Here is a 24,327-nt window from a genome sequence, read left to right on the forward strand (position 1 = left end):
AAATGCCGCTATGTCCGTCATCGCTTTCACTATTTTTCTCATCACTCTAACACTCGTCATCTGGCAGCCGAGAGGACTCGGCATCGGCTGGTCGGCAGCCGGAGGGGCTGTGCTGGCGCTGTTTTGCGGTGTCGTCACGATGTCCGATGTTTGGGACGTAACGGCTATCGTTTGGAACGCTACGCTTACGTTTGTAGCGGTTATTTTGATTTCCTTGATTTTGGATGAAATCGGATTTTTTGAATGGGCCGCTTTGCATATGGCGCGGTTTACGGGCGGCAACGGCCGACTGATGTTCGGATGTGCGATTTTGCTAGGCGCAGCCGTAACGGCATTTTTTACGAATGACGGCGGAGCTTTGATTATGACGCCCATTGTGCTGGCGATGGTTCGGGCATTAAAATTCGAAGACAGAATGATTCTGCCCTTTATTATGGCGAGCGGATTTATTGCCGACACGGCCTCAACGCCGCTCGTAGTCAGCAATTTGGTGAACATTGTATCCTCGGATTATTTCGGAATTACCTTCATCGATTATGCGAGCCGGATGATTGTGCCGACGCTGTTCTCCATCGCGGCCAGCTTGCTCGTGCTGTTTGTATGCTTTCGCAAAGAAATACCGGCGAAATATGACATGACACAGCTGAAACAGCCGAAGGAAGCGATTAAGGACGTCCGTTTGTTCCGGCTTTCCTGGATTGTACTCGGCGTGCTGTTCATCGCTTATCTGTTCAGCGAAACGATTCATGTCCCGGTATCCGTCATTGCGGGCGGGGCATCGATAGCGTTTCTATTATTCGCCAGACAGAGCGATGCGATTCATACGTGGAAGGTTGTCAAAGGAGCGCCGTGGGCTGTCGTTATTTTTTCCATTGGCATGTATGTGGTCGTGTACGGGCTGCGCAATGTGGGGCTTACCGATGAGCTGGGCAAAGTGTTTCAATGGCTTAGTGAACAAGGCTTGTTCGTTGCCACGATAGGCGCCGGTTTTGCCGCTGCTCTTCTGTCCTCCGGTATGAATAACATGCCGACCGTTATGATTAACGCGCTTGCCATCGACGGAACTTCAACGGAAGGCATTCTGCGGGAAGCTCTCATTTATGCCAATGTAATCGGCTCTGATCTGGGCCCAAAGATGACCCCGATTGGGTCTCTCGCAACCTTGTTATGGCTGCATGTTCTTTCGCAAAAAGGGGTTAAAATCCGCTGGGGCTATTATATTAAAATAGGCGTTATTTTGACGGTGCCCACGTTATTCATTGCTTTGCTCGGTTTATATGTATGGCTGCGGGTTATCGCCGCCGATGCGGTATCCGTCTGGGCTGTCATCGGTGCTGCTGCGGGATTATGCACTGCCGCATTTATTGCGTTTCATAAGCTTCAAGCCAGGATGGCAGTTAAAAACAAGTCCGATCTTCATCATTAGCACTATGAAGGGCGGCCGTAAATGAAAAAGTGGATCATATCCCTGAGCTTGATCATCGTCATTGCTGGCGCAGCTTGGATCACATATTTGAAATATCCCCGTACGATTGATGTAAAGCTGTCTGGGGTTAAGTATCAGGCAGGCGCCGAAGGAGCAAAGTCGGGGACGGAACCGTCGACTGTGGTCATTCAAGGTGTGCTGCGCACGAGCTTGAAGGGCGACAGAGTATTCAAAGGGGAAATTTCTATCGCAGGGGAAAAAATCCCGGTTCCTCTAGATCAGCGGGAACTGGAAATTCCTTTTTCATCGGACGGTTGGGGCTCGATGATGTACTCTTATTATACTTATAACGAAAATGGGGCTACCAAAGGGATTTTGACGCACCATTCGCATCTGTTGTTCGCTAACAAAGATTTCAGCCAGGTAACTCTCCTTTTAAATACCCCTGCGAAAGGGAGCCAGTCCTGGAACTTGGATAATAGATACCTTATTTCAGCTCCCGCAGCTTCTGGGGAAGAGGGGCTGATTATTTCAAATACTCTGATGAGCAAGTTTCTGAGGCCGGTTGGAAAGCTGCAGTGAACGGTTTACTGGACCGGCTTGTTCAGTCCAAGGGCTCCTTGTTATCTTCTATTCATTCGTTGTTAACAAACCATCCGTCTAAATTTCTCATATAATACCAGCCCCGCTTGAACCGGTCCTAATAGGGCCGGTTTTTTGTTATTTCCGCTATCTTACTATTCCGTAATAAACGGGCTGCAACTGTTAGGCAGCAGTCATTAAGTTATGGCTCGCTGCGGGATAAGATAAGGATGTCGTTAGAAAACAAATTCAAAATAAAAAAACCTCAGGAGGAAAAAATATGATTAAAAAGTTAGCCTGGTTTGTCTGTACACTGGCGGTGCTGGTCGGGATAGGATACGGCGCCAAAAAATATATAGACGGGCCGTCGCAGCCTGCGGACAGCCTTCTGGTGAGCGGAACCGAGCAGAATGTGGCGGCGGTTAAAAAGCTGTATAAGGACGAGACAAAAAGAACGATGGAATACAAGTACAAGCGAATCAAGGCGGTCACCGGTACAGAGAGGGAAGAACAGCTCTTTGTCATGATCAGTAAAACAACTGTGACGGAGCTGTTGGAGAAAGAATTAATTCGTCAGCAAAAAGATCCAGCAGGCAGCTCCATCATTTCCAATCCCAGAAAAACGATGCCTGAACTGAAGGGCGAGGATAATTTGCTTTTTAGCAATCTTGATACGAAGGAAATTGAGCTGGAGGGGCAGATTATTCCAGTAAAAAAAGTTGAGCCTCATTCCTGGATCGGTTACCGTCCTGTAAATGGAAACCAAAATCTGCTGATTGTACGTGATGATTTGTATCAAAAAATAAAATTGGAAGAGACGATTCTCTCCGTCATTCAACTAAAAGGTTCCAAATTTGACTACAAAAACGACAAAAATAAGATCTACGCCATCCAGAAGCAGATCGATGAGGTTTATCCTGGCAGCGAACAAAACGTTAACTTTGCTGACGTAAAGTAACCAAAAGGGAGAGCAATCGGTGATGGAAATGGTTCATATTGAAAATGTCGTCAAAAGTTACGGTCAAGGGGAAAATCAGGTTTACGCCTTGCAGGGAGTCAATCTAAGCATTAAACGGGGCGAGCTGGTGGCGATCGTAGGAGCCTCCGGCTCAGGCAAAAGCACTTTGCTTCATATTTTAGGAGGTCTGGACAGGCCTACTTCAGGCAAGGTTGTCATTGGCGACAAGGAAATTTACCAGCTCGACGACAACAAACTTTCCATATTCAGAAGGAGACAGGTCGGATTCATTTTTCAATTTTTTAATCTTATTCCGGTGCTGAACGTAGAGGAAAATATCGCTTTGCCGGCGCTGCTGGACAATGAGGCTGTGGACCGAGGTTATATGGATGAAATGATTGAGGTGCTGGGGCTCAAGGAAAGAAGGAATCATCTGCCGTCGGAGCTTTCAGGCGGACAGCAGCAGCGGGTATCGATCGGCCGAGCGCTCATGAACAAGCCAAGCATTATTCTTGCTGATGAGCCGACCGGCAATCTCGATACTAAAAACACCAAGGAAGTGCTGGATCTGCTAAAATATACCGCCAAAAAATACAATCAGACTGTCATTATCATTACGCATGATCTATCGGTTGCAGCCAATACCGACCGGGTGATTACCATTGCCGACGGCCTTATCGTTTCAGATCAATCGTTGATCTAGCCGGGGGGAGACAGGGGATAGAAAGATGAACAGCTACAAACAATTAAGCTACCGTTATTTAAAAGCAAATCGAAAACGCACGCTTTTCACGCTGCTCGGCATTGTATTATCCGTAGCTTTAATTGCCACGATCGGATCTTTTATGAAGGGCGCGCAGCAGGCCCAGCTTGAAAATGCGTATAAGCGGAATGGAGGATCATTCCATGCGGTAATCCAGCCTTATACCGATGATGTCCTGAATAAAATAAGCCATAATCCGAAACTAAGCGCCTACGGCCGTATGTCGCAGAAGAATAACAAAGCGGTTAACACGGTTAAGCTTGCTCTATATGAAGCCGATCGGCAGGCGCTCGAATTTTTGAAGTACGGCATTAAAGAAGGTAACGCGCCTCTTGGGAGCGATGAAGCTGCCGTCGAAGAATGGGTGCTTCCGTATCTGAAAGAAGGACTTTTTTTAGGTGAGACGTTTCAATTTAATGGAAAAACCTATAGGCTTTCGGGCATCCTGGAAAATGCAGATTTTAGTCAGGAAAAGAAAGTAGGCCGAGTGTTAACCTACGGGGAGCAATTTTCTTCCGGAGAAGGCTCCATTCTTCTTCAATTGAACCCTAAGTACAATTTGGACGAAACCTTGGCGGAGTTAAAGGCTATCGTCGGTAACGGTAAAGTCAATGTTCCAGATCAAGTGTTAACTTTATTAAAGCCGAGCCGTAACGATTCCTTATATGTCATGTTAATGATTGTCGTTGGGATTGTGGTTGTCTCCACAATTGTGGTGATTTACAATGCGTTTCAGATCAGCATCGTTGATCGAATGCGGCAATTTGGCATGCTTCGGAGCATCGGCGCCACGAAAAAACAAATACGCGGCATTGTATTTCGGGAAACGACTTTAATGTCAGCAATCGGAATTCCAATAGGGCTTGCACTATGTTTGTTAGCCATCGCCGTTATGAACGCAGTCCTGAAACATCAACTGGCGGATGCAAATATGTTGTTTTCCTTGGATTGGAAAATATTACTCTTCAGCGTATTGATCTCGCTAGCCTCGATTTTTTTATCCGGCTTTATACCGGCTATTATGGCAGGCAGGATATCTCCCCTATTGGCCATTAGCAGCAGACTTGCCATTACGAAGGAAAAAGTCCAACGCAGCAATCGCAGCAAGAGCTTCCGCAAGCCGCGTTCCTTTGTACTGAGTCTGGCTATGAAAAACGTCAAGCGGAGCCCCGTCCGGTATGCTGCCACAATTCTATCCATTATCATCAGCTGTGTGCTTTTTATTACGTTTACGTATTTGTTGAATCTTCAACTAATGGAGAGAATGGAGAGTCCTTCGTCTGATCTGGCTGTGACGTTTGCTAATACGTCTCAGCTGCAGCATAGGGAAGAGATCATTCAACAATTAAAATTGACTCCAAATATTTCAGAAACAAAAATTAAATATTCCGAAAACCCCTTTTGGCTGGAAGTTCCTAAGGGTAAACCTAACTACGGTCTGACTCGGGCGATTGACGCAGCCAATGCAGATGGAGCCTTTATCGCACGGCTCAACATCACGATCTTTGATGACGAGACGATGAAGAAGACGGCTGAAGTTTTAAAAGGGCGGTTTGATTTCGAGCAATCGCAGCGGGATAACGGAGTCATTCTTATTGCAGGCGAGGGAAGCAACGGGACGTTTCGCCAATTCGCTGCCGGAGAGTCTCTCCGTATTCAATTAAACGACGAATCAACGACGAGATTTGGCGAAGGAACCGTTCACACCGTGAAAGTTGCTGCGCTTATGGATGCGGAGGAATATACAAAGTATTTTTATGAAAGCAATTATGAAAGCATATTGATGAGCCGCTCCGTTGCCGAAAAATTGCTTGTGGAGAAGCTTATGCCGTCCGCCGTTAATGTGGAGTTGGCCGATGAAACGAAGCATGCCGAAACTGCGGCAGCGATCCGTACCATGGATTCAAGCCTTACCGTTTTTGATCATATCGACAGGAACAACAAAATAAAATCGTCCGACTTGTTGACAAAGGTGTTGGTAAATGGATTTACGATCGTGATCTCGCTGATTGGCAGTGTTAATATTATGAACACGCTGACCGTTAGTATCATTAACCGCCGCAAGGAATTGGCTGCATTAAAGTCAATCGGCATGTCCCAGCGGGATTTGAAAAGCATGATTCGATTTGAAGGATTGATTTACGGCTTCTTTGGAAGCCTGCAGGGCATCGTGTATGGCGTTGTTTTATCCTATATTTTGTTTACCCTGGCTGCTGAAAATAACGATGCTTTGAAATGGCAACCACCTTATATGTCCTGTATGATAGCATTCATCGCATCGCTCGCCATCTGTTATCTATCTACGTTGCTCCCGCTTCGCACGATAAGCAGGGACAATGTTGTCGAGGCTCTTCGCGAAGAATAAACCAAATGGAAGGGAGAATTTGCAATGACGGAGCTGATTCTGCTCGTGGAAGACGATGAGGCGTTAGGTCCGGCCATTGAATTCTCCCTGACGAGCGAAGGGTACCGTGTATTCCGTGAAACCAATGTCAAAGGGGCGCAGCAGCGGTTCGCTCAACAGATCTTTGACCTGGCCATTCTGGACGTGAATCTTCCAGACGGCAGCGGTTATAATCTTTGCCGGGAATTCAAGGCTGTAAGCGAGGTCCCGGTTATTTTCCTTACGGCACTGGATGACGAAGCCAATGTCGTTATGGGACTGGAAATAGGCGGGGACGATTATGTGACTAAGCCTTTTCGGGTCAAAGAGCTTATGTCCAGGGTGAAGGTGCAGCTGCGGCGGAAAAAACAGAAAGAGCTGCCGGATCTCGTGTTGAAGTCAGGCCATTTAACCGTTGAGGCCGCGGGAGGCAAGGTGTTCAAAGAGGGCTGTAAGCTGCTGTTAACAAGCCAAGAGTACAGGCTGTTGTTATTATTTATGAAAAATGCCCACCGCACTTTGACCCGAGATGAGCTGCTTAGCAGCATTACGGATGCGGACGATGTATTATTTTTTGACGAAAACACGCTTTCGGTCTATATCAAACGGCTTAGGGACAAAATCGAGGATGACGTTAAACAGCCTGAATTTATCGTGACGCAGCGCGGACGAGGTTATCGATGGGACAAGGATGTGAACTCGGAGTAATGCTTAAAAATTCGGAAATTCGGCTGAACTTGGCTGTGCTTTCGTTCATGATGCTGCTCCTGCTTGTATACCAGCTTATATTGATGAACGTTTTCTCGGAACGTCTGCGAAGCGATTACGTGGACTCCTTCGGCATGATTGCTGCCCGGCTGACAGAGAAGTTCCCGGATAGCGAAGCCGTAATTATGGATACGATTATGGGAAATCCAGAGCCTGCCCCAGAAACAGCCTTTCGGGGAAAGGAGCTTCTGCGGCAATACGGGCTGACCGAGGATCTGGATACGAAGCTGTTTCCTGTTTTAAACCGGCTGCTTGCCGATCACGCTCTCGCCCTCTTCTCCGGGCTCGTGGCGGGCGCGCTGCTGCTCCTGGGGTTCAGCTACGCTCAATACCGGCATTTCTTTCATCAAATTCGCGGCGTTACGAGAGCTGCCAAAAAAATCGTGGAAGGCGACTACTCCGTTACGATCAGCGAGGAGAGGGAAGGAGATTTGTCCAAGCTGGCGGAAGCTTTCCGCTCTATGAGGGATATCATCCGGCAGAAGATGGACGATTTGCAGGAGGAAAAGCGGTTTCTCGTCCACATCCTTCAGGACATCTCCCATCAGCTGAAAACGCCGCTGTCGACGATTACCGTATATAACGATATGCTGCTGAACGAGCCGTTATCCGATGGACGGCGGCAATGGGTGACGGTCAGCCAGAGTCAGGTAACCCGGATGAACCATCTCATTCAAAATTTGCTCAAAGTAGCCAAAATCGATGCCAAATCAATCTCCTTCAAACGGGAAAAGCTCAATTTGGCCGACACGGTAGAAGAAGCACTGGACCAGCTTCAAGCCAAGCTGACGGAGAAGCAAATTAAGCTTGATTTTAAGCCGGAACGGGAAATTATGCTTGTCCATGATCCGTTATGGATCCAAGAAGCGCTGACAAATATCGTGAAAAATGCGATTGAGCATTCCAACTGGAACGGAACGATCGTCATTCAAGCGAGAGATACTCCGATGTATGCGGAGCTGACGATTCGGGACGATGGAGAAGGAATTGAAGAGAAGGATCTGCCGCATATCTTTAAACGGTTTTATAAAGCAAGCCATTCCCGAAAAGATTCAACGGGGATTGGACTTGCGCTGGCGAAGTCGATTATCGAGGCCCATGACGGGTTGATTAAAGTCGAAAGCAAACGGGGGTCCTACACGCAGTTTACGATTACGTTTATGAAATATTAACTTCATTGAACGTAAGAACGTAAAAAGCTTCTAAATCCGCTTATGAGCGGTTTAGAAGCTTTTTTGTTAGCTGGTGAAATGTATCTGATTCATGGTTGCCATGCGCTATGTTCCATTAATCGCGAGTCTCCACCAACCCAGAGCCGTCTAACGCAACTGAGAAAGCTTATTCGATGCAAAAAGCCGCTTTTGAAATCGTAACGCAACTGAGACGCCTTATTTAAGCTTTATGATGCTAATTAACCCCGTAAACCGTCCAATAACGCTTGTCAGTTGTGTTAGAGCCGGAAACTTGCTTAAAACGTACGAATAACGCTTGTCAGTTGTGTTAGAGCCGGATGAAGGCCGGAACTACCGATGAAAATCCAGCGGCATAGTTGGCTTTCACCCAATATTCCCCGCATCCTTGGACCGCCACCGCTGCCGGCCCGGCCCGCCCGATGCGCTTATTGAATAATTCCCTTGTTAACTACGTCCTTGAGCCAAGCAGCGATCGGGGTGCCGCCAACCTCGTCCAAAATAACCGACGGGGAGCTGTCCGGTCGCGGCATCGACAGGCCGTTTTCACCGATCCAGGTGTACAGCGAAGCCAAGCCGTCTGCGTTTTCCGCACCCATAAATGGTGCAAGCGCAGCTTCGAAGTCGGATACAGCGAGGGAGTGGAAGCCGACATTCCGGCCAAGCGCTTCGCCAACGAGCTCGGCGAGGCGTTCGCCGGTCACCGCTTCAGGGCCGTGAACCTGGATGGTTTGACCCGCCAGCTCAGGATGATTAACCGCATAAAGGGCAAACTGAGCGGCATCCTCATTGCTTACCCAGGCAATCGGCATGCCGGACGGAACGGGATAAGCCAGCACATTGCCTTGTACGATGCCCGGAATGCACAGATTCTCCAAATAAAGCGTCGGCTGCAGGAAAATATAAGGCAGGCCGCTTTGTTTAACCGCTTCCTTCAACTCGCGCTTCAGCTCTACAGCTTTAGCGTTGGTTGTAGACTCGGGAACGAATGAGTTTGTGTTCACAACGAGCAGCTCAACCGCTGCGTTTTTGGCCGCGTCAACAGTGTTGCGGATGAATTGGCGGACCTGATCCAGGTTGAATAGAACAGGCAGCTGCAGGTAAACGATATGAATACCGTCGTGAGCTGTTGCCAAGCTCTGCGGATTGCCAAGCTCGCCGATTACGGCACGAATGCCCGCCGAGCGAAGCTGCTCCGCTTTCTCTTCGGTACGGGCTAAAGCCGATACCTGATAGCCAGCCTCGACCAATTTCCGGGCAACGGCGCCTCCTTGCACGCCTGTTGCTCCATATACTAATACATTCTTTTTGTTTTCACTCATGTTGAGCACCCTTTCTGTAAAGGTCCAGCGACCTGTCATCGTTTTGTCCGTCTGTTAATAACGGGGTTATTGTGATATAACCATAGTAGTAAATAAAATAAAATTTTATAAGTACGCACATTTTTTATATGTAGTATCATTTTTTATACTTGATTGGAGGAGGGAGTTCGATGCAAGAACCCAAATCCGAGTGCCCGGTTGAGATGGCCGTAAAGCTAATTGGCGGTAAGTGGAAAATTGTTATCTTGAATCAGCTTGCCTACCACGGGCCGAAACGGTTCAACGAGCTGAAGCGGGTGTTTCCAGAGGTAACGCAGCGGATGCTTACTTTACAGCTGCGCGAACTGGAAGAGGACGGGCTTATTATACGCAAGGTTTACCATGAAATTCCTCCCAAGGTCGAATATTCCTTGTCTGAGCTGGGAAGCAGTTTTTTGCCGGTATTGCTGAAGCTGGAAGAATGGGGCTTGTATTATAAAGAGCAACGGAAGGAGCTGTCCCTGGTACCCAAGGACATGCCGTCTTCATAACATCAAAGAGCGCCGCTCACGCACCAAACAAGCCGTCCAGCACGAATGAAACCGTTTTAATTCCAGGTAACATTTGATATGCTTAACTAAATTGGATGTGTGAGGTCAGGTGCTGCCAACGATGAAACAAGTGACGATCTATGATATTGCCAGCGAGGCAGGGGTATCCGTGGCTACGGTGTCACGAGTATTGAACAATACGGCTCCTGTCAAAGCGAGCACGCGCTCTAAAATTATGAAGCTGATCAAGCAGCATCAATTCCAGCCGAACGCGCTTGCCCGCAGCTTGCTGAAAAAAGAAACCGGAACGATTGGAGTCATCGTGCCGGATATTACGAATCCGTTTTTCCCCGAAGTATTCAGCGGCATCGACCATGAGGCGCGCGGCAAGGGGTTCACTTTTTTTCTGTGCAACACGCATGGGGAATATGAACGGGAATCTCAGTATTTGCACATATTGCGGGAGAAGCAGGTAGACGGCATCATTTTTATGGGCGGCCGCATCAACCTGACCAAATGCACGCCGGAGCTGGTGGAGGAAGTTGCCGAGACAGCAGCGAGAATTCCGCTGGTGCTCGTGAACGGCAACCTGCCAGGGACGGAGCTGCATCGCGTAGCTACCGACGAAGGCAAAGGGGCCGCCATGGCTACCCAGTACTTAATTGAACAAGGGCACCGCGATATTGCATACATAGCCGGCATGAGCACAACGACGACGAGTGCGCAGAAGCTGAGGGCGTTCAAGCGGGTGATGAATCAGAACAATCTGGATGTGCCGAAGGAGCGCGTGCTGTACGGAGACTTCACGATGGAGGCCGGCGAGCGGCTCATGGACGAGATTTTGCGCGCCCCGGAACGCCCGACAGCGGTGCTTTGCGTGAATGACTTTACGGCGGTTGGCGCCATCAAAACAGCCATCAAGGCCGGGTTGTCCATACCGAACGATATGACGATTGTAGGTTTTGACGATATTCCGCTGGCCTCATCCATATTCCCTGAGCTAACCACGGTGAAGCAGCAGATGGACCAGTTGGGAAGCCAAGCTTTCCAGGTGCTGCATAAGCTCATTATGAAGGAAAAAGTGAAACGGCTAACGGTTATTGAGCCGGAGCTCGTTGTGCGGGAAAGCTCGAGAGAGCTTACGCCGTAACTTCATTTAAGTTACGCAAGGTTAAACAGCCATTTTCCCATTGGGAGAATGGCTGTTTTTTATACCTGCTGCGACATTTTTCGGTATTGTCCCGGTGTAACGTCTCCCCATTTTTTGAATGTCTTCACAAAATAGTTGTCGTTCGGGAAGCCGACGCTGCGTCCGATCTCGCTAATTGGCTGTCCGGTTTCCTTAAGCAGCAGCATCGCTTTTTTAACGCGCAGCTGTTGCAGGTAACAGATGAAGGTTTCACCGGTTTTTTGCTTGAACAGACGGCTTAAATAATGCTCATCCATCGCTACGATCCGGGACATGCCCTTCAGTGTAATATTTTCCCCGTAATGGCGCTCAACATAGTCCAAAATGCGATTGATTTCCGGATGGTTCGTATCCTGGCGCGCCGCTTCGGACGACATCTGGCCCATCATTCCATTCGCACGCTCCGCAAGCCGCTTAAACAGCTCTTCATGTGACCGCGCCTGCTCTGGCTGAAGATTGCCAGCCGAAACGGCTTCTCCCGCAATGTTCGTCAGGATGCGGTCCAAGGACCGGGCCGTCTGACAGACTTGTGCAATCGGGACTCGGTGCTCCCTCAGCTCCTGCCAATAAGCGGATAACGCCGTTCGAAGCTCCTGCGGACGAGCCTGCTCGAAGGCGGCAATAATTTCTTTCTCCTTTTTCCATGAAGGGGTGAAAGGAACGCTGCCCCAAGCCGCCGCATCTTCATCGCCGGCCTGGATCATTGCGGCATCCGCCAGCCCGCACGTCTCCTCATACCAGCGTTTATTGATGAGCTGGAGCTGGAGCAGCCACTCCTCCCTCAGCAAAGACGGGGACACGGACTGGCCGTACACTCCTTTAACAGGGGATTGGGACAACGGCTTCGCCCGCAGCGTTATTTCATCGTTGGACCAAAAAAACAGCGTCGTAATACCGTCGGCATGATAGGTGCCAGTCCATATTTTGGACGAAGATGCAACGTCTCCGGATTCGATCACAGTCTCGCCGGTCAGCTTGATTTGCGCCGACAGAAAGGACATCAGACATACCCGGTTATAAAAAGCCGGAGGAGCAGGCGCGGCCGCAGCAGAAGCAGCAGAAGGGGAGCTGCCGGTATTTCCAAAAGACAGAGCGTCCCGCAGCTGACGATAATAACGGTCAAATTCCCGGACAAGCACCAGCTGCTCCTGCTGAGTGCTGCGCGCAATTTCCTTGCCTGTTTTATGCAGCATATCCTCCATCTCAGCGATGCTCATGGACAGCTTGAGCACGTAACCGCTGGCCCCGAGCTCCAGCGCTTTGCGCGCGTATTCGAATTCTCCCATACAGGTCAGCATGACGAATCGGCAATCTACTCCTTCGCTGCGCACCTGCCTAAGCAGCTCCAGGCCGTCCATGTTCGGCATCATAATATCGGTGATGACAAGATCAGGCTGCATCCGGCGGATAAAATCCAGCGCCTCTACGCCGTCCGAAGCTTCTCCCGCAACGGTAAAGCCATGCTGCTCCCAATGAATGAGCTTACGCAGCTTGCGGCGCACAAAAACCTCATCCTCCACCAAAAGTATCTTCCACAAGTTAATCACCTTCCGACTGATAGGGATTGGAAACGAGCAGCGGAATCGAAATTCGGGCGATTGTGCCGTTGCCAGAGTCAGTCAGCTGGAGCTGTCCGTCCTTGCGGAAAAGCAGCATCAGCCGATGGCGCACATTATCCAGCCCGATGCCTTTGCGGCTGTCCTTGCGTGCGGTTTCTCCTGCCTTCGTAAGGCCGATTCCGTTATCTTCAATTTCGAGTATTAACGTCTGATGCTCTGCATACCCGCGAACGATAATCCGGGCCTCGCCGTTCAGATCGGGAAAGGCGTGTTTCAGCGCATTTTCTACAAGCGGCTGAGAGCTGAGCTTCGGGATGAGCGCATGCTCGGTTCCTTCTTGAAGATGGAATTCAACTTCTACCAGGCCGTCGAATCGAAAGTTCTGTATATACATGTAAGCACGGAGCAGCTCAATCTCCTGTTTGAGGTAGATCAGCTCCAAATCGGAATTGAGGCTCGTCTCCAGCAGCTTGCCGAGCGCGATGCAAATGTCCGCCGTATCGCTGTCGTTTTTGTCGAGCGCGTTCCATTTGATTGTATTAAGCGTGTTCAGCAGAAAATGCGGGTTCATCTGCACCATCAGCATCTGATAATGCAGTGCTTCCTTTTGCCTTTCCTCCAGCTTGAGCTTATGGACGAGACCTTGAATGTCTTCCATCATCTGATTGTACGTAAGCGCCAAATCGCGCATCTCTCCGCTAAACAGCCGCTCCGGCACGCGGGTTTGCAGCTCTTTAGCGGCGGAGCCTGCCATGTTGCGCTGCAGCAAAGCGAGCGGACGCGAGACGGCGTTGGCGATAATAAACGTTATGGCGACGCAAATGAGCGAAAAAAGCAGAAATGTCGCTATATTTTGATTCCTGACTTCTTTCATATTGCCCAAGTACGTGCTGAGCGGAAGCGAAGATACGATATACCAATCAAAGTTATAGATCGAACTGGCGGTTAAAATAGCGGAATGCCGCTCGTCGGTCCGTTGGATGACCGGCTGTGAGCCCATATCGTCAATCATGGCCTGCACCAGGCTCACGTTCATAGAGCGAAGTGATTCCGACGGGCTGAGCGGCCGCTTGTCCTTATCGAGCAGAGCGTAATTCTGCAGCAGCAGCAGATCATCCGATATATCGCTAAACCAGCTGGAATAGGCAAAATCGATGCGCAGAAAACCGTATTGCTGTCCTGTATTGTCCGTTAATACGCCAAACAGCGAGAGTTTATCGCCGGACACCCAACGGTAGCTGTCCCCGTCGGCAGAAAGCCCTTTGAAGCCCGGATGTTTTAAAAACGTTTTATAATCCTTGTTGGATATCATCTGTTCGTTGCTTTCATATATATGACCAAACCGGTCCGCTAAAGTGACGTTAATAAATGAAGGCAAATCCTGGGATGCCGGCCGGTTAGCGCTCCATAACAGAGCGGTGCGTTCCGACTCATCCACAGCTGCTGGCTCCGTAAGCGCCAAATGCGTCGCGGGATCTCTTTCCAAATAAATATAATAAAGAAACAGCTTTTGAATTGCGCTGATAAACGTTGTTTGTACAACACCCATCTGCTTGGCGGCCTTTTCACTGAATTCCTGGGAAACGGACCGCTGAATCAGCTGATAATTATAGATCTGGATGAAAAATACGGGCACTAAAATAAAGATTAAAACGGCAGCAAACAAGCGATGTTTGAATTTTTCCGGCCACAGTAGCTTTAGAAATTTCATGCTGGTTCCTCCGGAGTAGAGTCCATTGCTGAGCAACATTCAGTATAACATAGAACGGATGCCGTGCTGGCAGCCGGAGCGGGAGGAGCAGCCCTGTTTTGAATCCGCTTACAGAAATCATGCAAAATTATCGCCAAGCCGGCGGACGGAGCAGTGAGGCGGGATGCTTGACGCATCCCGCCCGCTGCCGAGTGTCCGTTACTTGGCGAATCCAAGGTCTTTCAATTGTTGAAAACCGCTGTCCAGATACGTTTGGTATTTAAACGTTGTATTAAGCTGATCCAAGAACTTGTCGTAGTTATCCAGCTTGTTTTTGCCCAGGTAGAACTTCAGCAGCTCCTCCTGCTTGAAGCGGTCGGCATCGGCGGCATTGTAATCCGCCGGGAGAGTAACATAAGCCGAGTAGATATCGAGTCTTTTCATCTGGTCGTTCTTCTCAATATATGGAGCCTGGGCCGGGAATTTGGCAATCAGGTATTCTTTTTCCGGACGTCCCGACATTTGGTATACCCACGTATAGGACGCTTCGGACGCTTTGTCCGTCAGTTTTACTTTGCCGTTTTCTTTTGTGAAGTGAGTGCCTTCTACGCCGAATTGCACGAGATCGGCGCCTTTTCCCTGAGCGGCATAATTGAACAGGTCTAATATCTTCTGCAGCTTGACTTCATCCTCGGCGACCTTTTTGGAGATAACCATCCGTCCGCCGATGGCAGAAAGGCCCACGGCTGCCATATAGTCGGATTTTGGCCCTTGCAGCTTGTCAATCATGACAAAGTCTGCATTTGGATTTGCGCCTTGCCATTTGGCTTTCTCGGCGTCTTTCATCACACTGGTCCAGTCCGTAAGCAGAATGCCGGCTTTGCCTTGGAAAGCTTTATCCTTGGCGTTTTCTGGCTTGTTGCTGGCAATTTCGGGATCGATGGAGCCGGAAGCGAGCATTTTTTGAACATAAGCAATGGATTCCTTAGCTTCAGGCTGGGACAGGCCGTTTACCATTTTGCCGTCTTTAATATAGAATCCGTCATAATTGCCGTACTGCACGTTTACAAAGTTGGCCAAATCGGCGAGCCTTCCGGTGATGCCAAACGTATCCTTTTTACCGTTGCCGTCAGGATCCTGCTCCGTGAACGCTTTAGATACCTCCAGCAGTTCGTCCAACGTTTGCGGAACGGCAAGGTTAAGCTTGTCCAGCCAATCTTTACGGACCCAGAACGTAGTTAAATTTGGATTTGTATTCAGCGAGATCGCGTAGTATTTGCCGTTAATAGCGGTGCGGCTAAGGAAATCCTCGCTAATAAAGCTTTTTAGCGGAGCAAGCTTTTCCTCGTATGGATTCAGCTCAAGCAGCAAATTCTTTTTCACATACTCCTCAAACACGCTTTTTTGCGCAGCCGTGAAGGAGATGACGTCGGGCAGATCGCCGCCGGCGGCGCGGACGTTCAGCTTCTGAACGAGCTCGTCCGTTGTGCTGGTGAGCGTCAGCTTCAGATCAATGCCCAGGTCTTTATCGATCGTTTTTTTCACGAAGTCGTCTTCAGGCAGCGTTGTGGAGAACCCGGCAACCATGACCTCGATTGGCACTTTTTCGTCTTTTTTCTCTGCGGATTGCTCCGGATTGGTATTGTTTTGAGCTCCGGATTTGGAGCCGGAACTGCAGCCTGCCAATACGGCAGCAGCGGTAAGCACGTTAAGCATAGCGAAGGCTAATGATTTTTTTCGGTTCAGTTTCATGGATGATTGCCCCTCTCGATATGTTGATCTATTTGGTGAAACGAAAACCCGAAGGGAAGGAGTTAACCTTTTAACGCCCCGATTAACATGCCTTTTGTCAGATGTTTTTGCACAAAAGGATAAACGATGATAACCGGAAGGCTGGCGATGACGACGGAAGCCATTTGCAGCGTTGTTGACGGCAGCGTGATATCGGTTGCGTTTGTATTCAGCTCGCTGGCGGACATCAGTAATCTGCGGACGATGACTTGCAGCGGATTCAAGTCGTTGTCGGTAATGTAGAAGATAGCCGCGAAAAACGTGTTCCAGCTTCCTACGACACAGAATAACCCGATCGTCACCATAACAGGAATGGACAGGGGAAGAGCGATGCTGGAAAGCACCTTGAATTCTCCGGCACCGTCAATGCGCGCCGATTCAAACAGCTCCTCCGGCAGATTTTCAAAAAAGGTTTTAACGATGAGCACGTTCCAGGTGGAGATTGCGGTCGGGATGATCATAGCCCACACCGTATTCAGCAGTCCGGTCGCTTGTACGACGAGATAAGTCGGAATCAGTCCGCCGCCGAACATCATTGTAAATACGATCATAAAGATGAAAAACCCGCGTCCGATCAGATGTTTGCGGCTTAGAGCGAATGCCAGCGGAATCGTCAAAATCAAGTTAATCGCAGTAGACATAACAGTTACAAATATGGTGACCAGAAACGCTCTGGGAATTTCTTTCATCCCGAACAAAATTTTGTAAGCCTCAAAGGTGATGCTCTTCGGAATAAGGATAAACCCGCCGTTACGAAGCACTTCGCTGTAGGGCGTAACCGATACCGACAGCACGAACAGAAGCGGGAAGATGCAGACAAATGCCAGGAGCAGCAGCAGCACATAGATGAAAATATCGAAGTAGCGTTCTGAACCGCGGCTTACCATAGATTACCGCCCCACCTTCTGGCCAGCTTGTTGGAAAAGTACACGAGAATAAGGCCGATAACGGACTTGAACAGTCCTACAGCTGTGGCGAGGCTGAAGTTAAGCTGTTCCAGGCCTACGCGGTATACCCAGGTATCGATGATGTCCGCTACCGGATATACCTGAACATTGTACATGATATAGATTTGCTCAAAGCCGGCATCGAGCACGGAGCCGATCTTGAGAACGAGCAGCAGAATGATGACGCTGCGAATGCCAGGCAGTGTAATATGCCAAATGCGGCGGAGTCTGCCGGCTCCGTCGATGCGGGCGGCCTCGTACAAGGTGGAATCAATGCTGGACATAGCGGCCAAATACACGATTGCTCCCCAGCCGAGATCCTTCCAGACGTCGGTTCCGACCAGGATGCTTCGGAAATACGATTCGGAGGAGAGGAATGGAATAGCGCTGCCGCCGTTTTCCACAATCCAGCGGTTAATCAGGCCGGATGTTTCGGAGAAAAATGCGATTGAAATTCCGTAAATGATAACGTAAGACAGGAAGTGAGGCATGTAGCTGATCGTTTGCACGAACCGGTTCAGCCATGGAATGCGTCCCTCGTGGATAAGCACGGCGACAATAATGGCCAATGCCGTTCCCCACACGGTTTTGTACAAGCTGATTAGAAATGTGTTGGTTAACAGCTGGTTGAAATAGGGGGATTCAAAAAAGAATACAAAATGTTTGTACCAGGGATCGGCCCAAGGACTTTTGACGATGCCGGACAAGATGTCGTAATCCTTAAAGGCAATTAATACGCCGTACATCGGGACGTATTTGTACACGACATAATAGAGGATTCCGGGCAAAAGCATTAAGTACAAGGAGCGCATGCTCCACAGGTTTTTCCATAAGGAAGCTGGTTTTTTACCCGGTTGAAGGCCGGTCCGGCTTGCCCTGGATGCAGATGGAAGGGCCATAATCGTGTCACCTCTTTCTCTTTGTTGCGGTCAACTTTCCTTATTCAAAGCATATCATCGGGAAACTTCGACAAATAGGAACGGATTTAACGCATTAATAGAACAAAACTGTCTTTTGCAAATGCGAGGATGTCGGAAAACAAGCTTAAATCCATCTATTGACAGCTTAAAAGTGGTGGAATATTATGTAATTATGAAACCCCTTACATAATGAAGTGTTATGAATATGTAACCCGGTTTATTTTGAAACGATAAAATGTAACCGTTTACATATAAGGGGTTGAATTGATCTAAAGGAGAGTGGGAGCGGAGCAAGCGGGCAGCGAGGTCAAGCTTGATCAATCATCGGAATTTAAATCAAAGTTATGAGGAGGCGTAAGGTAATGAAACGAGCTGGAATAAGATTGTTCAGCACGGTGACGGCAGGCGCCGTTCTGTGGACGGGGCTTGGGATTGTGCAGGAGCAGCGGGCCTATGCCGCAGACTACACCGCTGTAGTTACTCCCTCGACGCAATACCAGGAATGGGAAGGCTGGGGAACCTCGCTCGCTTGGTGGGCCAATCGCGTAGGCGGCGACGTTTATTCCAGAGACGAATATGCCGATTTGCTGTTCAGCGACGAAGGGCTTGATCTCAATATCGTTCGATATAATATTGGCGGCGGCGAAAATCCGGACCCCGAGTCGATCGGGCTTCAGACGCCGATGGATCTTCGCGCGCAAATCCCGGGTTTTAAAGCTTCCGCGAGCGCGCCGTACGATTGGACGAAGGACGCCAATCAGCGTTGGATGCTGGATGCGGCTAAATCGCGCATCGACCAGAACGAATTCATCACGGAGGCGTTCGCCAACTCCCCGCCATGGTGGATGACGAAGAGCGGGAGCGTTACAGGCAATTTTAACGGGACGGAAAACCTGAAGGAAGACATGTACGACGATTTTGCGGACTACTTAACGACAGTCGTTAAACATTTCCGTGACAATTGGGGAATTAATTTCCGGACGCTGTCGGCTTTTAACGAGCCGAGCGCAGGGTATTGGTATTTTGATAACCGCCAGGAAGGCAATCGTATGAATCCGCCTAATCAGCAGATCATGATCGGGGAGCTTTATGACGAGCTGGCAGCAAAGGGACTGCCGACCGGCATCAGCGCACCGGAGGAGACGAATATCGACGTTGCCCGCGATACGATCAACAGTTATTCTCAGGCGACAAAAGACAAGCTCGTGCAGTACAATACGCATTCCTATATGGGGAGCGACCGCGCCGGGCTGAAAGCAGCCGCTGGCGGCAAGCGGATCTGGAACTCCGAGCATGGCGACGGCGTGTGGGACGGCCTGACGATGTCCACGAATATTTTGAAGGATATCAAGGAGATGAAAAGCAGCGCTTGGGTCTACTGGCAAGCGGTTGAAATTACGAACAACGGCTGGGGCATGATCGGCACTCAGCTGAACGATCCCAATGCTGATCTGGGCACGTATGAGGTTTCGAAAAAATACCATATGCTCTCTCAATGGAGCAAGTTTATCCGCCCTGGTTATCAAATCATTGATATTTTGGACAACAACTCCGTAGCGGCGTACGACACGGAGGGCGGCAAGCTTGTCATCGTAACGGTGAATACGAGCAGCTCTTCTAATACAGTGAAGTACGATCTGTCGCAATTCACGAATGTGTCCGGCTCGCTTACCGGATACCGCACGACAAACGGCAGCGAAAACCTTGTTCCTGTTACCGGCTTGAGCCTGTCGGGCAAAAGCTTCACAACGACGGTTCCGGCTAAATCGGTCAGCACGTTTGTGGTCACGGGCGTAACCGGCATCGAGGCTCCTCCGGTGGACCCGACGCCGGGATTGCAGACTCTCATGACGGATAACTTTGAAGACGGCGACGCTCAGGGCTGGACGGCCGGCAGCGGAAGCTGGTCGGTCGTGGCCGACGGCACAAATGTGTACCAACAATCGGCAACTGCAGCTAGCGAAGCGGTGACGACGAGAGGAGACGCAGCATGGACGAACTATGACGTGCTGGCGGACGTAAACCTCAAGTCGACTAACAGCACGGCGGCGACAGGCATCTTAGGACGTTACAAGGACAACAACAACTATTATCATCTGCGGTTGAATTCGGGTGAGAGCAGGCTGCAGCTGCTCAAAAAGGTGAACGGAACGTTTACGCTGCTCGCTAATTTGCCGCAAACCGTATCCCTTAATACGACGTATAAGCTGAGGCTGTCCATGAACGGCAGCACAATTAAAGGTTATCTGAACGGTGAAGAGAAAATCTCGGTGACGGACACTGGCGTGACGGCTGGAAGGGCGGGCATTCGGAGCTACAGCCAATCGGCAACGATTGACGAGTTCAGAGCGGCCGGTGTGCCGGTAGTCGTCATTGTCGATAACGGAGATTCGGGCTTCTCGACGACCGGAGCCTGGACGGCAAGCACGTACGATTCCGGCTATCAGGGCTCGAACTACTTGCACGACGGAGCGGAAGCGGCTAATGCGGATAAATTCGCGGTATGGACGCCAACGATTACCGAAGCGGGTACCTATAAGGTGTATATGAAATGGACCGCATCGTTTAACCGTCCAACGGCAGCTCCGCTGGAAATCAAGTACGGCGGCGTATTGGATACGTCCAAAACCGTCAACCAGACCGTTAACGGCAGCCAGTGGGTGGAGATTGGAACTTACGTGCTGACGGCCTCCTCTACAGCCAATTCCGTGAAGCTGCTGGCATCGGCTGCTGGTTATACCGTGGCGGATGCGGTGCGTTTTGTGAAAATCTAAGTTTAATTTACCATGCCGCAGAGGAGCGATCCTCTGCGGCTTTTAACGCTTCATAAGCCGGACGCGATCAGCCGTGGTCGTGTAATTGCCGCCGTATTTACCTTCTTTGTGCAAAATAGGGATTCGAAAGAAAATTAATGAATTATATGTAAGCATTAGATATAATTGAGAGGATCGGTTTGCTTCCCAGAGTTGCTGCGAGTGTATCTGACGGACCGGCAAATTGCCTCTAAGCCTCGTTCCTGATGAATCCGGAACAGGGCTTTTTGTTATGCCGAAATAATGAACCAGGTTCGGTTAGTGCCAATGGAAGATTAATTTAGTTGAAAACAATTACAAATGAAAACGAGGGAAAGTTCGGATTTAACGCATCGCGGTCCATTAAATATGAACTTTAGTGCAAATTTCTTTCAGATGGATGTAATTTATAAAAAAATTGGCCGATATAAAAAGGTACGGCTTTAACCCTGGCTTTGTTGAAAGGGGGGATGAGCGGACCGGGGGGCGTTACCGGTCTGAAGTGAGCTTGAACATGTGATGTGTGGAGGAGAATAGCTTGAACACGAACAAGAAATGGTCCGAATGGTTTAGTGCGCTGCGCAAGCCGCAGCCGCAGCCGTCTTCGGACGACTCCGTTCCCATGGAATCAGGGCAGAATGCCGCCGCTCAAGAGGCGGAGCAGCTGAGGCGTCAAGAGCTTGCCGCTCTGTCGACTCAAATGGCGGAGTCATCGAAGAAGCTGGTGAAGGAAACAGAATTCACGAACGACTTGGCGGCTGGAATCGCTCTTGCCATTCAGCAGGTTTCTACAGGCAGCGAAGCAATCGCCTCCGGAGCGAAAGCCAACCGCACCATGCTGGAGGAAGTATCGCTCGGTATGAGCCATATTGCCGAATTTTCCTACGAGCTTGCGCAGGAGACGGCGGATGTTGCGGAAAAAGCGGCTGACGGCTTAAGCACGATTGATATTGCGGTTCAACAGATGAACCGTGTGTCGGAGCATGCTTTGTCGCAAGCTGAGGCGATGAAAACGATGAACCGGTTAAATGAGGAAATCGAAGGAATCGCGCTTATCGTAGGAGAGATATCCAGTCAGATCAATCTGCTCTCGCTAAATGCAGCCATTGAGGCGGCTCATGCCGGTGAATATGGGCGGGGGTTCTCGGTCGTGGCGGATGAAATCCGCAAGCTTGCCGAACAGTCCGCGGCTTCGGCCCGCAGTATCGGTCAGACGGCGGCGGGCATTCGCAGCAACTCCGTACGTTCGGTGGAGGCGATGTCCAAGTTCAACACCGAGCTGGAGACGGGCGTTGCTCATGTTAATGCAGCCGGCCAGTCATTCCACAAAATTGTTGATTTAACGGGGCGGGTGTCGGAAAAGGTTCAAGAGATATCCAGCGTCACCCAGCAGGTCAATGCTGGAACGGAGGAAATTCTCGTCTCGGTTCGTGAAACGACCGATAATACGGAGCTTTCCATGGCCAGCTCGAATGAGATTGCCTTATGCGTCGAAGAGCAGCTGCAATCGGTACAGCAGACGCTGGAGATTGCGCGCCAGCTGAACGAGCAGGCGGTCAAACTAAAAGGCGAGTCGGTCGCGGCGCCAACGGAAACAAGTAAGCATTCGATTTAGAGCATATCCGTACGATTACGGAATGTGCCGAATAATCCCCGTTCGCAGGAAGCGGAACGGCTGGCAGCATTGCTGTAGGTGAAAGAAGCAGCCAAGCCAAAGGTCGAGCCCTGGTTAATGCCTAAGACAACGGGTTTCTACATCATTTGGGAGGTCAATTAACAGAGAGCCGAGCTTTTGGCGCAGCGCTTCCTTTTCACTGATTCTAGAGAGAAGAGAGAAAAGGAGTGGATCGTATGATCGCAGCAGAGGCCATGCTTCGTTATTTGAAAGCTCAAGGTGTTGAACATTTATTCGGTATCCCGGCAGGCATAATAGGACCGATTTACGATTCCTTGATTGACGTCGGCATCAAGCCGATTATTACAAAGAACGAAGCCGGTTCCGCGTATATGGCGGCCCGATATTCCAGCACAACAGGCAAGCTGTCCGTTTGTGCCGGAGCAGGAGCCGTCGGTGTCAGCAATATGATGAACGGAATTGCGGACGCCAAGCGGGCCAAAGCGCCGATGCTCGTCATCGCCGGGGCTATTAATCGCTGGCAGATGGGCAAAGGGGCAATCCAGGAGCTGGACGGCGAGCAGATGGTCAAAGTGGTAACGAAATACAGCGCCACAGTCCTCCGCGAGGAGGATCTGCTGCCGGAGCTGGACAGAGCGGTTCGCGCAGCGCTGACGCCACCTTGCGGCCCAGTCTATTTGTCTGTTCCGATTGATCTTCAGCGTGCGGTGCTTCCTCAGCTTGAGCTGCCGAAACCTCCTGCTCTGGACGAGCATACGCCGGTAGGCGTACCGCTCCCGTCAGAGCTGGAGCTCGCGTCATCGCTTATTCGCGGTGCGGGCAAAGGCCTGATTATGGTTGGCCGCGGCGGCAGGGGCTTTGGACCGTTGATCGAGGAACTCAGTTCCCGGCTTGGATGGCCGATTATTACGACGCCAGCCGGCAAAGGGGTCATTTCTGCCGACTACGCTCTGAATCTTGGCAATTACGGCTTCTCCAGCACGGACGCTGCATTCCGTTATGTGAACGGCAGCGAGCCGGATTGCCTGCTTGTGCTCGGCACAAGCCTTGGAGAAGCGTCTACCTGCAACTTCAATGATGTGCTTGTGAGGGGAAGAAAGGTCATTCATATCGACCAGGACGCAGCCGAGCTTGGCAAGGTATTTCCTACGGATGCGCCGGTATGGGGGGATCTCGCAATCGCTCTGCCATATTTGCTGGAGCATTGCGGTCCTGCAAGAGCTCCGCAAACGGCAGAGCGTCCTTTCAACGATGCTTACGAGCGGAATCATACCGGACTGTCGCTCCGCCTGTTCCTGGAAGGCTTGACAGACGTAATGCCTTCCAACTCGCGGTACGTATGCGATATCGGCGAGTTCACGAACTTCGCTCTCAAATATTTGTCCGTTCCGAATGGCGGGGATTTCGAGATTAATCTTGACTACGGCGCGATGGGCTCGGCCATTGCCGGTGCTGCCGCGCTTGCTGTGGCGGAGCCGGACAAGCCGGTTGTTGCGCTGGCCGGGGACGGCTGTTTCTTTATGAACGGCATGGATATTTTGACGGCGAAGGAGTATCGCCTGCCGGTCGTTTATATCATTATCAACAATGCGATGCTCTCCTATGTGGAGCGCGGCCAGCAGTTCCTGTTCAAAAGGTCTCTGCCGGATTACAAGCAGGAGCGCATCTCGATTGCGGCGATGATGGAGGCGGCCGGCGTGCGAGGCATGACGGTAGAGAAGTTGGAAGATCTTTCTCGAATTAAAGATTTTACGTCCGATCTCCAAGGGCCTTGCATCATCGAGGTTGTAACGGACGGCAGCGAGCCGGCGCCAATTCTGGATCGCCTGAAGGCTCTGGTCTCAGGTTAAATTAGTGATAACAAAAGAGGAGGATTTTGAA

18 protein-coding genes are annotated in these 24,327 nt (G+C 50.2%); 12 read left to right on the top strand and 6 right to left on the bottom strand.

The genetic code is table 11. The annotated features are described in order from the left end of the window. The first annotated feature begins 10 nt into the window (after positions 1–10). The 7 genes from M3223_RS14475 to M3223_RS14505 all read left to right on the top strand — a co-directional run bounded on the left by M3223_RS14475 (position 11) and on the right by M3223_RS14505 (position 8,052). The gene (locus M3223_RS14475; protein ID WP_251562644.1) at positions 11–1,426 is read left to right on the top strand and encodes an arsenic transporter; all 1,416 of its coding nucleotides are present in this window, start codon (positions 11–13) and stop codon (positions 1,424–1,426) included. A 21-nt stretch (positions 1,427–1,447) separates the two neighbouring features. Beyond that, entirely contained in the window at positions 1,448–2,008 is a 561-nt protein-coding gene (locus M3223_RS14480; RefSeq protein ID WP_251562646.1) for a hypothetical protein, read from the top strand. Between the two features lie 280 nt (positions 2,009–2,288). Beyond that, on the top strand, positions 2,289–2,966 hold the full coding sequence (locus tag M3223_RS14485) for a lipoprotein BA_5634 family protein (RefSeq protein WP_251562648.1): 678 nt from the start codon (positions 2,289–2,291) through the stop codon (positions 2,964–2,966). 22 nt (positions 2,967–2,988) lie between these two features. Next, complete coding sequence (locus M3223_RS14490; protein ID WP_251563008.1) at positions 2,989–3,669, top strand: ABC transporter ATP-binding protein; 681 nt, start codon at positions 2,989–2,991, stop codon at positions 3,667–3,669. Positions 3,670–3,694: 25 nt separating this feature from the next. After that, positions 3,695–6,094: an FtsX-like permease family protein gene (locus tag M3223_RS14495; protein ID WP_251562650.1), complete on the top strand. Its 2,400-nt coding sequence runs from the start codon at positions 3,695–3,697 to the stop codon at positions 6,092–6,094. Between the two features lie 24 nt (positions 6,095–6,118). Further along, the gene (locus M3223_RS14500) at positions 6,119–6,820 is read left to right on the top strand and encodes a response regulator transcription factor (protein ID WP_251562652.1); all 702 of its coding nucleotides are present in this window, start codon (positions 6,119–6,121) and stop codon (positions 6,818–6,820) included. Continuing rightward, positions 6,820–8,052: a HAMP domain-containing sensor histidine kinase gene (locus tag M3223_RS14505; RefSeq protein ID WP_251562654.1), complete on the top strand. Its 1,233-nt coding sequence runs from the start codon at positions 6,820–6,822 to the stop codon at positions 8,050–8,052. The genes M3223_RS14500 and M3223_RS14505 overlap by 1 nt, the downstream gene beginning before the upstream one ends. A gap of 446 nt (positions 8,053–8,498) precedes the next feature. Here the strand turns inward: M3223_RS14505 and M3223_RS14510 are convergent, their stop codons facing one another. Further along, positions 8,499–9,392, bottom strand: a complete 894-nt coding sequence (locus tag M3223_RS14510; protein WP_251562656.1) for an SDR family oxidoreductase — start codon at positions 9,390–9,392, stop codon at positions 8,499–8,501. A gap of 170 nt (positions 9,393–9,562) precedes the next feature. On the opposite strand from M3223_RS14510, the gene M3223_RS14515 reads away from it, so the two are divergent. Both M3223_RS14515 and M3223_RS14520 read left to right on the top strand, forming a co-directional pair. Next, positions 9,563–9,922 (top strand): winged helix-turn-helix transcriptional regulator, encoded by a 360-nt coding sequence (locus M3223_RS14515; protein ID WP_251562658.1) that lies wholly within the window; start codon positions 9,563–9,565, stop codon positions 9,920–9,922. A 121-nt stretch (positions 9,923–10,043) separates the two neighbouring features. Next, the gene (locus M3223_RS14520) at positions 10,044–11,072 is read left to right on the top strand and encodes a LacI family DNA-binding transcriptional regulator (protein WP_251562660.1); all 1,029 of its coding nucleotides are present in this window, start codon (positions 10,044–10,046) and stop codon (positions 11,070–11,072) included. Between the two features lie 59 nt (positions 11,073–11,131). Here M3223_RS14520 and M3223_RS14525 read toward each other — a convergent pair whose 3' ends face one another. The 5 genes from M3223_RS14525 to M3223_RS14545 all read right to left on the bottom strand — a co-directional run bounded on the left by M3223_RS14525 (position 11,132) and on the right by M3223_RS14545 (position 17,997). After that, the gene (locus M3223_RS14525) at positions 11,132–12,649 is read right to left on the bottom strand and encodes a response regulator (RefSeq protein WP_251562662.1); all 1,518 of its coding nucleotides are present in this window, start codon (positions 12,647–12,649) and stop codon (positions 11,132–11,134) included. Between the two features lies 1 nt (position 12,650). Continuing rightward, positions 12,651–14,381, bottom strand: coding sequence for a sensor histidine kinase (locus M3223_RS14530; RefSeq protein WP_251562663.1), 1,731 nt, complete (start codon positions 14,379–14,381; stop codon positions 12,651–12,653). Between the two features lie 198 nt (positions 14,382–14,579). Beyond that, complete coding sequence (locus M3223_RS14535; protein WP_251562665.1) at positions 14,580–16,112, bottom strand: extracellular solute-binding protein; 1,533 nt, start codon at positions 16,110–16,112, stop codon at positions 14,580–14,582. 62 nt (positions 16,113–16,174) lie between these two features. Continuing rightward, positions 16,175–17,038: a carbohydrate ABC transporter permease gene (locus M3223_RS14540; protein ID WP_251562667.1), complete on the bottom strand. Its 864-nt coding sequence runs from the start codon at positions 17,036–17,038 to the stop codon at positions 16,175–16,177. After that, on the bottom strand, positions 17,032–17,997 hold the full coding sequence (locus tag M3223_RS14545) for an ABC transporter permease (protein ID WP_251562669.1): 966 nt from the start codon (positions 17,995–17,997) through the stop codon (positions 17,032–17,034). The genes M3223_RS14540 and M3223_RS14545 overlap by 7 nt, the downstream gene beginning before the upstream one ends. A 383-nt stretch (positions 17,998–18,380) precedes the next feature. Here M3223_RS14545 and M3223_RS14550 point away from each other — a divergent pair, with 383 nt between their 5' ends. From M3223_RS14550 to M3223_RS14560, 3 genes are all read left to right on the top strand, one after another. Then, positions 18,381–20,792: a glycoside hydrolase gene (locus M3223_RS14550; protein ID WP_251562671.1), complete on the top strand. Its 2,412-nt coding sequence runs from the start codon at positions 18,381–18,383 to the stop codon at positions 20,790–20,792. 556 nt (positions 20,793–21,348) lie between these two features. Beyond that, a complete protein-coding gene (locus M3223_RS14555; protein ID WP_251562674.1) occupies positions 21,349–22,425 on the top strand; it encodes a methyl-accepting chemotaxis protein in 1,077 nt (358 codons plus the stop codon). Between the two features lie 236 nt (positions 22,426–22,661). Then, the gene (locus M3223_RS14560; RefSeq protein ID WP_251562676.1) at positions 22,662–24,296 is read left to right on the top strand and encodes a thiamine pyrophosphate-binding protein; all 1,635 of its coding nucleotides are present in this window, start codon (positions 22,662–22,664) and stop codon (positions 24,294–24,296) included. Positions 24,297–24,327 lie beyond the last annotated feature (31 nt).

The sequence above is a fragment of the Paenibacillus pasadenensis genome (genome assembly GCF_023715725.1).
Lineage (GTDB): Bacteria > Bacillota > Bacilli > Paenibacillales > Paenibacillaceae > Paenibacillus_O > Paenibacillus_O pasadenensis_A.

Coding starts and splice junctions, on each gene's coding strand:
- M3223_RS14540 (WP_251562667.1), bottom strand. CDS start 17,038: ATGGTAAGCCGCGGTTCAGAACGCTACTTCGATATTTTCATCTATGTG.
- M3223_RS14510 (WP_251562656.1), bottom strand. CDS start 9,392: ATGAGTGAAAACAAAAAGAATGTATTAGTATATGGAGCAACAGGCGTG.
- M3223_RS14500 (WP_251562652.1), top strand. CDS start 6,119: ATGACGGAGCTGATTCTGCTCGTGGAAGACGATGAGGCGTTAGGTCCG.
- M3223_RS14535 (WP_251562665.1), bottom strand. CDS start 16,112: ATGAAACTGAACCGAAAAAAATCATTAGCCTTCGCTATGCTTAACGTG.
- M3223_RS14480 (WP_251562646.1), top strand. CDS start 1,448: ATGAAAAAGTGGATCATATCCCTGAGCTTGATCATCGTCATTGCTGGC.
- M3223_RS14475 (WP_251562644.1), top strand. CDS start 11: ATGTCCGTCATCGCTTTCACTATTTTTCTCATCACTCTAACACTCGTC.
- M3223_RS14505 (WP_251562654.1), top strand. CDS start 6,820: ATGCTTAAAAATTCGGAAATTCGGCTGAACTTGGCTGTGCTTTCGTTC.
- M3223_RS14490 (WP_251563008.1), top strand. CDS start 2,989: ATGGAAATGGTTCATATTGAAAATGTCGTCAAAAGTTACGGTCAAGGG.
- M3223_RS14550 (WP_251562671.1), top strand. CDS start 18,381: ATGAAACGAGCTGGAATAAGATTGTTCAGCACGGTGACGGCAGGCGCC.
- M3223_RS14520 (WP_251562660.1), top strand. CDS start 10,044: ATGAAACAAGTGACGATCTATGATATTGCCAGCGAGGCAGGGGTATCC.
- M3223_RS14485 (WP_251562648.1), top strand. CDS start 2,289: ATGATTAAAAAGTTAGCCTGGTTTGTCTGTACACTGGCGGTGCTGGTC.
- M3223_RS14545 (WP_251562669.1), bottom strand. CDS start 17,997: ATGGCCCTTCCATCTGCATCCAGGGCAAGCCGGACCGGCCTTCAACCG.
- M3223_RS14495 (WP_251562650.1), top strand. CDS start 3,695: ATGAACAGCTACAAACAATTAAGCTACCGTTATTTAAAAGCAAATCGA.
- M3223_RS14515 (WP_251562658.1), top strand. CDS start 9,563: ATGCAAGAACCCAAATCCGAGTGCCCGGTTGAGATGGCCGTAAAGCTA.
- M3223_RS14560 (WP_251562676.1), top strand. CDS start 22,662: ATGATCGCAGCAGAGGCCATGCTTCGTTATTTGAAAGCTCAAGGTGTT.
- M3223_RS14530 (WP_251562663.1), bottom strand. CDS start 14,381: ATGAAATTTCTAAAGCTACTGTGGCCGGAAAAATTCAAACATCGCTTG.